Origin of the sequence: Sphingomonas sp., assembly GCF_023266535.1 — a bacterium.
GTDB lineage: Bacteria > Pseudomonadota > Alphaproteobacteria > Sphingomonadales > Sphingomonadaceae > Sphingomicrobium.
Window position 1 is genome coordinate 1 of sequence record NZ_JAHFPY010000026.1, and the last position, 8,248, is coordinate 8,248.

At 65.0% G+C, this 8,248-nt stretch carries 4 protein-coding genes; 1 reads left to right on the forward strand and 3 read right to left on the reverse strand.

What is annotated here, in order from left to right:
- Window positions 1–2,032: PAS domain-containing sensor histidine kinase (locus Q0C64_RS05685; protein ID WP_294121429.1), on the forward strand; the 2,032-nt coding region annotated here is incomplete at its 5' end.
- Here the strand turns inward: Q0C64_RS05685 and Q0C64_RS05690 are convergent.
- From Q0C64_RS05690 to Q0C64_RS05700, 3 genes are all read right to left on the reverse strand, one after another.
- A complete protein-coding gene (locus Q0C64_RS05690) occupies window positions 2,029–3,951 on the reverse strand; it encodes a TonB-dependent receptor (protein WP_294121430.1) in 1,923 nt (640 codons plus the stop codon). The genes Q0C64_RS05685 and Q0C64_RS05690 overlap by 4 nt on opposite strands.
- 211 nt (window positions 3,952–4,162) lie before the next feature.
- A complete protein-coding gene (locus tag Q0C64_RS05695) occupies window positions 4,163–6,499 on the reverse strand; it encodes a GGDEF and EAL domain-containing protein (protein ID WP_294121431.1) in 2,337 nt (778 codons plus the stop codon).
- Window positions 6,500–6,567: 68 nt separating this feature from the next.
- Window positions 6,568–8,248, reverse strand: a 1,681-nt coding sequence (locus Q0C64_RS05700) for a M1 family metallopeptidase (protein ID WP_294121433.1), incomplete at its 5' end; no start/stop codon positions are given.

Consider the following 8,248-nt stretch of genomic DNA (forward strand, 5'->3'; position numbering starts at 1 on the left):
CGTCATGGCGGGCCGGGGGAAAGCTGATTCGCCCGAGGGCGATGTCGCCGTGGTAGCGCGAGAGGGTTCGGCGGGGCCGGCCTCCGATTGGCTGCCCGACTTTGCCGGGCCGCTCGATTTTTCGCAGATTCTCGGCGTTGCCGACGCCCTGCCGATCATGATCGGGTTCATCGACCGCAACGAGCGCTACAGCTTCGTCAACCGGGCGCTGGCGGAGTGGTTCGAGCGGCCGCGCAAGGAAATCCTCGGCCGGCGCATGATCGAGATGCTGGGCGAGGAAGATTATCGCAACCGGAAGCCGCTGTTCGACGCCGCCCTGGCCGGCGAACGGCAATTCTTTGCCGCCGATTTCCATCATCCGACCCGCGGGCTGCTCGCCGTGCAGGCCGATTATGTGCCGCAGCGCGATGGCCAGGGTGACGTGTTCGGCATGATCCTGCTGGTCCAGGACATCACCGAACAGCGCGCCGCCGAGCGGGCGCTGAAGGAAAGCGAGGCGCGCTTCCGCCGTATTGCTGACAGCGCGCCGGTCATGATGTGGGTCACGCGGCTCGACCGGACCCGCGATTTCGTCAACGACGCCTATGCCGAGTTCGCCGGCATGTCGCGCGAGGAGGCGCGGGTGCTCGACTGGCGGGAGCGGATCCATCCCGATGACCAGGCGCGGCTGATTGCCGAAAGCGTGGCCGGCGAAGCCAGCCTCCAGCCTTTCACCATGGAGGCGCGCTACCGGCGGCACGACGGCGAGTGGCGCTGGCTCCGGTCGGTGTCGCAGCCGCGTTTCGGACCCGACGGCGAATTGTCCGGCTTCATCGGCGCGGCGAGCGACATTACCGAGGCCAAGAAGGCCGAAATCGATCTTCAGCGGCAGGTGGCGGATCGTACCGCCGAGCTGGTCGATGCGCAGGACCAGCTGCGCCAGGCGCAGAAAATGGAGGCGCTCGGTCAGCTGACCGGCGGTATCGCCCACGACTTCAACAATTTGCTGACGGTGGTGGTCGGCGGGCTCGACCTGATTGCCAAGCAGGTCAGCGACGAGCGCCTCAATCGCTATGCCACCAACGCCTTGGCGGCGGCAGAACGCGGAGCGAGGCTGACCGCCCAGCTGCTGGCGTTCAGCCGGGTCCAGCGGCTGGAGGTCAAGCCGACCTACGTCGCGCCGCTGATCGAGGAGATGCGGCCACTGCTGAAGAATGTACTGGGGCCCGGCATCGAAAAGATATTCGATCTCGATCCGCACCTGACGCCGGTGTTGGCCGACCCGACCCAGCTCGAGGTCGCGGTGCTCAACCTGGCGATCAATGCGCGCGATGCGATGCCCGAGGGAGGGACGCTCACAATCAGCACCCGCAAGCGGCGGATCAGCGACGATCCCGAGCTGGAGCCCGGGACCTACATCGAGCTGGCGATCGCCGACACCGGCTGCGGCATGGAGCCAGATGTGCTGGCAAAGGCATTCGAACCATTCTTCACCACCAAGGAGGTCGGCAAGGGTACCGGCCTCGGCCTGTCGATGGTCTACGGCATGGCGCGCCAGTCGGGCGGTTCGGTCAAGATCGACAGCAGGCCCGGCATCGGCACCACCGTCCGCCTGTTCTTCCGCCGCGCCGATCGCGATGCCGAAGTGCCGGCCAGCGGCGGCAAGACCGGCGACGAGCTCCGCCGCGGCCGCGGCCAGGCAACGGTGCTGGTGATCGACGACGATGAGGATGTCCGCCGCTTCATCGCCGCGAGCCTGGAGGAATATGGCCATGAGGTGATCGAGGCCGGTGACGGGGTCGATGGCATCGAACGCTTCGGCGCCACCCGGCCGGACCTGGTGATCTTCGACTATGTGATGCCCGGCCTCTCTGGCGCCGAAGTCGCCGCCCATATCGTCGCGACCAAGCCCGAGCAGGCGATCCTGTTCGTCTCGGGCTACAGCGAGACCGACGAAATCCGCAAAGCCGCGCCCAACGCCAATATCCTGTTCAAGCCGTTCCGCGCGGCGGCTCTCGAAGAAGCGGTCCGGGCGGCGCTGGCGCCCGCCTAGAAGTCGACCGACAAGGTTGCGTCGAGCCGGCGAGGCGGCCTCCGCTTAAGCCCGCCGCTGCCGAAAACGATCCACGAATATTCGTCGAACAAATTGCTGACCTGGAGCCTCAGCGTCGCCGGGAGCCTATCCAGCTCGAAACGATAGCGGCCGCCGAGATTGACAATCGCATCGCCTGGCACAGTCAACTCATTGTCGGGACTTCCGGCACGCTTGCCACTATACTGAAGGCCCAAATCGACCGAAATCTTGTCGTCCCACGGCAGTCGATAATCGAGGTAAAGGCTGGCGGTACGCTCGGCGATGCCGACCGGCTTGTTGCCGATCAGGCCCAGGTCGACCGCTTCGCCCGAGACGCGCGGCTTCATCAGGATCGCACCGGCGACGACGTTCAGGCCCTTGACCGGCTGGCCGGCCAGCGAGATTTCGACCCCCCGATGCCGGACAGTGCCGAGCTGGGTGAAGACCAGTCCGGGGTCGAGATTGAAATAGGGCTTGCGCACGTCAAACGCGCCAACCACCAGCCGCATCGGCCCGAAGGCATAGCGGATGCCGAAGTCGCGCTGGTTGGTCAGCAGCGCCGGTGGAGCTTCGCTGCGGTTGACCGCGATTTCCGGCGCGACCCCGCTGTCCTCGAGACCCTTGGTATAGCCGGCATAGGCGACCAGGCCCTTGGCGAGATTGATCGCAAGGGTCGCGTTCCACAGCCAGGGGTCGGCTCGGGTGACGATCCTGGCCTCGTCAGGCGGGCTGATCGTCTTGCGATATTTGAGCTTCTGGATGCCAACGCTGAGCTCGCCAACTCCCTGCCAGCGGCCATGATAGGCCAGCCCGACCCCATATTGGCGCGCCTTGTCGCTCGTCTCCTCGCCAAAGGTGACGTCGGGCTTGTCCACTTGGGGAATCGGCTCGCCCAGCACCACCGGGCCCAGATCGAATTGCTCTTCGCCGCCGAACTCGCCGGTCCTGTTGCCGCCTTTTAGCGACAGGTGAAATGCATGCCGCCGCGGTCCCTCTTCGAAAGTACGGGACAAGCGAACCTCGCCGGCATTGGCTTCGGTCAGCCGCGGCGGATGGATATTGACCAGGAATTCGGCGTCGCCGTCGGGCTCAGCATTGACGATCAGCGTGTTGTAACTGCGCCGGCTGTCGATCACCTGGTGGAAAATGCCGCCACTCAGGCGCCAGTCGCCGAAAGTGGTGTGGCCGAACAGGCCGATGTTGGTGAACCGGTTCTTCCAGTTGGCCCATTTCTGGGAATGGAATTTGTAGGGGATGTGAGCCGGCAAGGCGTTGCCGGCGGGAAACACAAAGGGCGTGCTGGTGTCGTGCGGGGATATTTCCAGGCCGTAATAGGCGCGCACCTCGGTCCCCTCGTCGGGCCGCCATGCCGGCGCGATGCCGATGCTGAAATAGTCGCCATGGTCGCCGCCCGGAAAATCGATGAAGCGGTTGAAGGCGACTCCTCCGGCCAGGCTGAATGTGTCGCTCAGTGGCATCTGGCCGTCGAGATCGACGCCCCATTGGGTCCCGCCGCCATAGAGCACGGTAGACAATGTCGGGTCCTTCCCCGCCGGGCGCAGGGTCATTTCGACGATCCCGGTCGGCGCGGGGAAGGGATAGCCCTGGGCCGATAGCCCGACCCGGACATTCGAGCCCGAGCGGATCCGCTGATTGCCGATGACGATTCCGCCCATGTACAGGCCGTCGATGCGGATGTTCCCGGCCACCGCCGGGCTGAAGCCGCGGACCTCGTCGGTGCTGTAGAGGCCGATGGTCTCATTGCCGACGCTGGTGCCGAACGCGTCGTCGGCCGAGGTCACGGCATTTTCGCTGGCGCGCTGGGCCCAGGCTGGAGTGGCAAATGTGCTGGCCGCAATCGACACGATGGCCAAGCGGAATGGCAGGCGACGTTTCACTCGGACCCCCTGGGAATTGCGCCGGCAGGAAACGCCTACGCGCGCAAATCCTCATTGCCAGAACGAGAACGAATAGTGAACCGACGATCGCGTCGATCGTCGCCAAAATTTGGCCGTTGGTAGAAAAGCTGGCCTTATGGCCGTGTGCCACTCCCCGGCTACGCCGGGTCGGTATCGATGCTCGCCTGTCCCCCGGACAGGCTGCGCGTCGCTACCCAGCCATCCTTTTTGCGCCGAGGCCGAGCACCATCTGGTTAGCTCGCTCATAGGACAGCGGCCGCCCGAACAAATAGCCCTGGATGGTGTCGCAGCCGAGGTCGCGCATCCGCTCGAAATCCTCGGCGGTCTCGACGCCCTCGGCAGTGACCGACATGCGGAAGCTCTTGGCCAGCTGGACGATCGACTGGATGATTGCGACATTCTCCTGCCGCGATCCGGCTTCGCGAACGAAGCTGCCGTCGATCTTCAGCTTGTGGAACACGGCTTTGTTCAAATAGCCGATCGACGAATAGCCGGTGCCGAAGTCATCGAGCGCGATGCCGACGCCGAGCGCGCGAAGCCGCTTCAACACGTCGAGCGTGGCGGTTTCGCCCCCGAGGAACACGCCCTCGGTCACTTCCAACTCCAGCCGGTTGGCCGGCAGCTTGTAGCGGCCGAGCGCCTGGCTGACGACGTTGGGCAGCGACGGCAGGATGATCTGCTTTGGGCTGACGTTGAGCGCGACGGTGATCGGCTCGGGCCAGGTTGCGGCGGTGCGGACCGCTTCTTCGATGACCCACTCGCCGATCGCCGGCATCAGCCCGCTTTCCTCGGCCACGGGGATGAACACATTGGGCGGGACGAAGCCGCGCTGCGGGTGGTTCCAGCGGATCAGGGCCTCGAAGCCGACCAGCTTCTGGGTCTTGGCGTTGACCAGCGGCTGATAGACCAGGTGGAACTGCTTGGCGGCGATGGCGCCGCGCAGGTCGTTCTCCAGGCGGACGCGGTCGTCCTGCTCGGTCTGCAACTCCGACGAGAAATATTTGGCGACGCCGCGGCCGGCGCCCTTGGCTTCGTACAGGGCGAGGTCGGCCTTGAGGATCAGATCGTCGACCGTCGCGCCGTCGATCGGGCCGAAAGCGCAGCCGATCGACACGCCGATGCGGATTTCGGTCTGGTCAATCATGTAAGGCTCTTTGATCGACCCGATGATGCTTTCGGCCAGCTGCTCGATCTTCTTGCGAGACTGGGCATCCGAGACGACGATGGCGAATTCGTCGCCGCCCATCCGGCCAACATGGCCGTCGGACCCGACCTGGTCGCACAGCCGCTTGGCGACCGCCTGCAACACCGCATCGCCCTTGGGGTGACCGAAGGTGTCGTTGACCGGTTTGAAGCCGTCGAGGTCGAGAAACATGATCGCGCATGGGACATTGCCGGCAGTGGCGCCGCGCAGCGCTTCGCCGAGCAGCTGGCGGACGCGGCCGCGGTTGGGCAGCCCGGACAAGACGTCCATATTGGCAAGGTGGGTCAGCCGCTCCTGCGTCTGGCGAATCTCGGTGATGTCGCTGCCGACGCCGCGGAAACCCTCGAAGCGGCCCGCGGTATCGACGATCGGGTCGCCAGCAATCGAAATCCAGCGCGGGCCGCGGGCGGTCTGCAGCTCCATCTCGAGATTGCTGAACGGCTGTTTCTCCAGCAGCACCCGGCCGAGCTCGGCATTGCCGCCAAGCAGGGCGGGCATCGAATGGCCGAGCAGCGCGCTGGCCGGACGGCCGAGCAGCGCGGTCATGCGCGAGGAAATATAGCTGACGCGATTTTCGCCATCGACCTGCCACAGCCAACCGACGCCGCGCTGCTCATATTCCTGGAGCAGCAGGCTGGCGCTCTCCGACTGGGAGCCATAATCGGCGTTGGTCTTCAACTGCCCGAACGCCCAGCGGGCGACGGTCAGCACGCCGACGATCGCCACGCCGAGCGTGAACAGGATCGCCAGCATGTTGTCGAACGGGATGGTCCCGCGGCCGACCAGCAGCGAGTAGCTGAGGCCGGCTGTGAAGATCGCCATCCAGGCGGTAACGCAGGTCGGCACCACGACCAGGCCGAGCGCGCCGATGCCAAGCCCGGCGATCAGGGTCGCGGCGACCATCTGGCTTTGCGCGCCCAGCGAAGAGAATGAGATGACCGGCAGCGACATCCACAGGAGCGCGCGGAGGATGATGTCGCCGACCATGAACAGCCGCGGCAGTTTCCGGCCGGATCGTCCGACATGGGTAATCGCCTGCGTCCGGCTAAGCTGCATTGCGATCAAGTTGACGCCGCCGACCGCGACTACCCAGCCGCCAAGATAAGAGGCAGGCACATGGCCGTAGAGCAGCATTGCCATCAGCACCGCCGCGATGCTGTTGGCGGCGGCGAAGAAGGGCGCGAACTGGCCGCGGGCGATCAGCTGTGCGTCGCGGAGCGGGCTGCTGTTATCGTCTGACTCGCGCGACGTTACGCCCAGCGATTCGCCGTCGGGCAGGCGCGCTGAAATCATACGCTTGTAACGGTCTGGAGCCTCGTACATCCGGTCATCCGCTTGGCAGGAGCCACGCAGATAGCCCGAAGACCGTTACTTCGTGGTTAAAGTCGGGGTTATTTCCGCGGCGGAAGCAGGCCCAATTTATCGAGATCGCGGGTGGTCACCGGGTGGTAGGAGGCCCGGGTTTTGGCGTAAATCCGCGCCGCGATCGGCCGGCCCCACTGCTGGTCCCCGGCGAGGCCGACAATCAGCGGTTTCACGAATTTCCGCCGCCCCTGGACCGTCAGGAAGTCCTCCAGCGCCGGAACCGCCGGATCGAACCGGTTTTTGACCACCAGGTCGAGGAAGGCGAACCGAATCTCGCTATTGCCCGAACGCGACAGGCTGAACGCCTGGTCGAGTGCCGCCATCCGCTCGGCCGGCTGCTTCCTGTCGATGCTGTTGAGGAAGCGCAGCCGTTCGTCGGTGGTCCAGCCGTTCCAGGTCGACATTTCGGGCAATTTGCCGGTCTTGAAGGCGGCCACCGCGGCGTCGGCCGAAGCGAATGCATTGGCGTCGGCCGGTGCGATATTGGCGGGGACGCCGGGGTCTTTGACCCATTTGTCGAGCTGCAGCCTGGTTTCCAGCGCCTGGTCGCCCTTGATCAGATGCTCGCGGATGTCGGCCAGGAACATGCTCGACGTCACCGGCTGGAATTTGTGGCGCTCGAACCAGCCCTTGAGCCATTCGTCGAACCGTTCGCGGCCGACCGCCGCTTCGATGGTGCGGAGGAAAGCGGCGCCCTTTTCATAGGCGATGTCGCCCAACCCATCGTCGGGGTGGCGGCCTTTGAGGTCGATGTGCAGGCGAGTGTCGGGACCGGTCGGCCCGCCATTTTCAGCGATTGCCTTGTTCATCGCGTCAAGGCCGAGCGAGACCTGCTGCGCAGCGACCTTGGGGCCGTAGACCGATTCGACGATCCGCCGCTCGGCATAGGTGGTCATGCCCTCGTTGAGCCAGAAGTCCGACCAGGTGGCATTGGTGGCAAGGTTGCCTGACCAGCTATGCGCCAGTTCATGGGCGATCAGGCTGGTAAGGCTCTTGTCGCCGGCAATGAAAGTCGGGGTGAGGAAGGTCAGGGTCGGGTTTTCCATCCCGCCGAACGGGAAGCTGGGCGGCAGCACCAGCATGTCGTAGCGGCCCCATTGGTAGGGGCCGTAAAGCTTCTCGGCGGCGTCGACCATTTTCTCCGTATCGCTGAGTTCCGCCGCGGCGCGGGCGAGTGTCACCGGCTCGGCCCAGACGCCGGTACGCGGCCCCAGATCCCTGAAGGCAAGATCGCCGGCGCCGATCGCGATCAAATAGGGCGCGACCGGATGATCCATCCGGAACGAGAAAATGCGCTTGTTGCCGCTATCGGCCGGCTCGGCGGCGCGCGGCGAGGACATGACCACGGTCAGCGGTTTGTCGATGCTGACCCTGGCTTCCCAGCTTTGCCGGATCCCCGGCGAATCCTGGGTCGGGATCCAGCTGCGGTTGAGGATCGATTCACCCTGGCTGAACAGGAAGGGATATTTCTTGCCGGCGGTCTGCTCGGGCGTCAGCCACTGCAGCGCGTCGGCTTCGGCGGCCGACTTGTAATGGACGACGATTTGCTTCGTGTCCGGACCAATGGCGATCGACAAAGGTGCACCGAGGTTGGGATCCTCTGCGCCAACCTTCCACGTCAGCGGCTTGCCGGCACCGTCGGCGATGCTCTCGATCTCCAGCCCCTTGTCGTCGAGGATGATTTCCCTGGCGCCCGGCCTGGCCTGG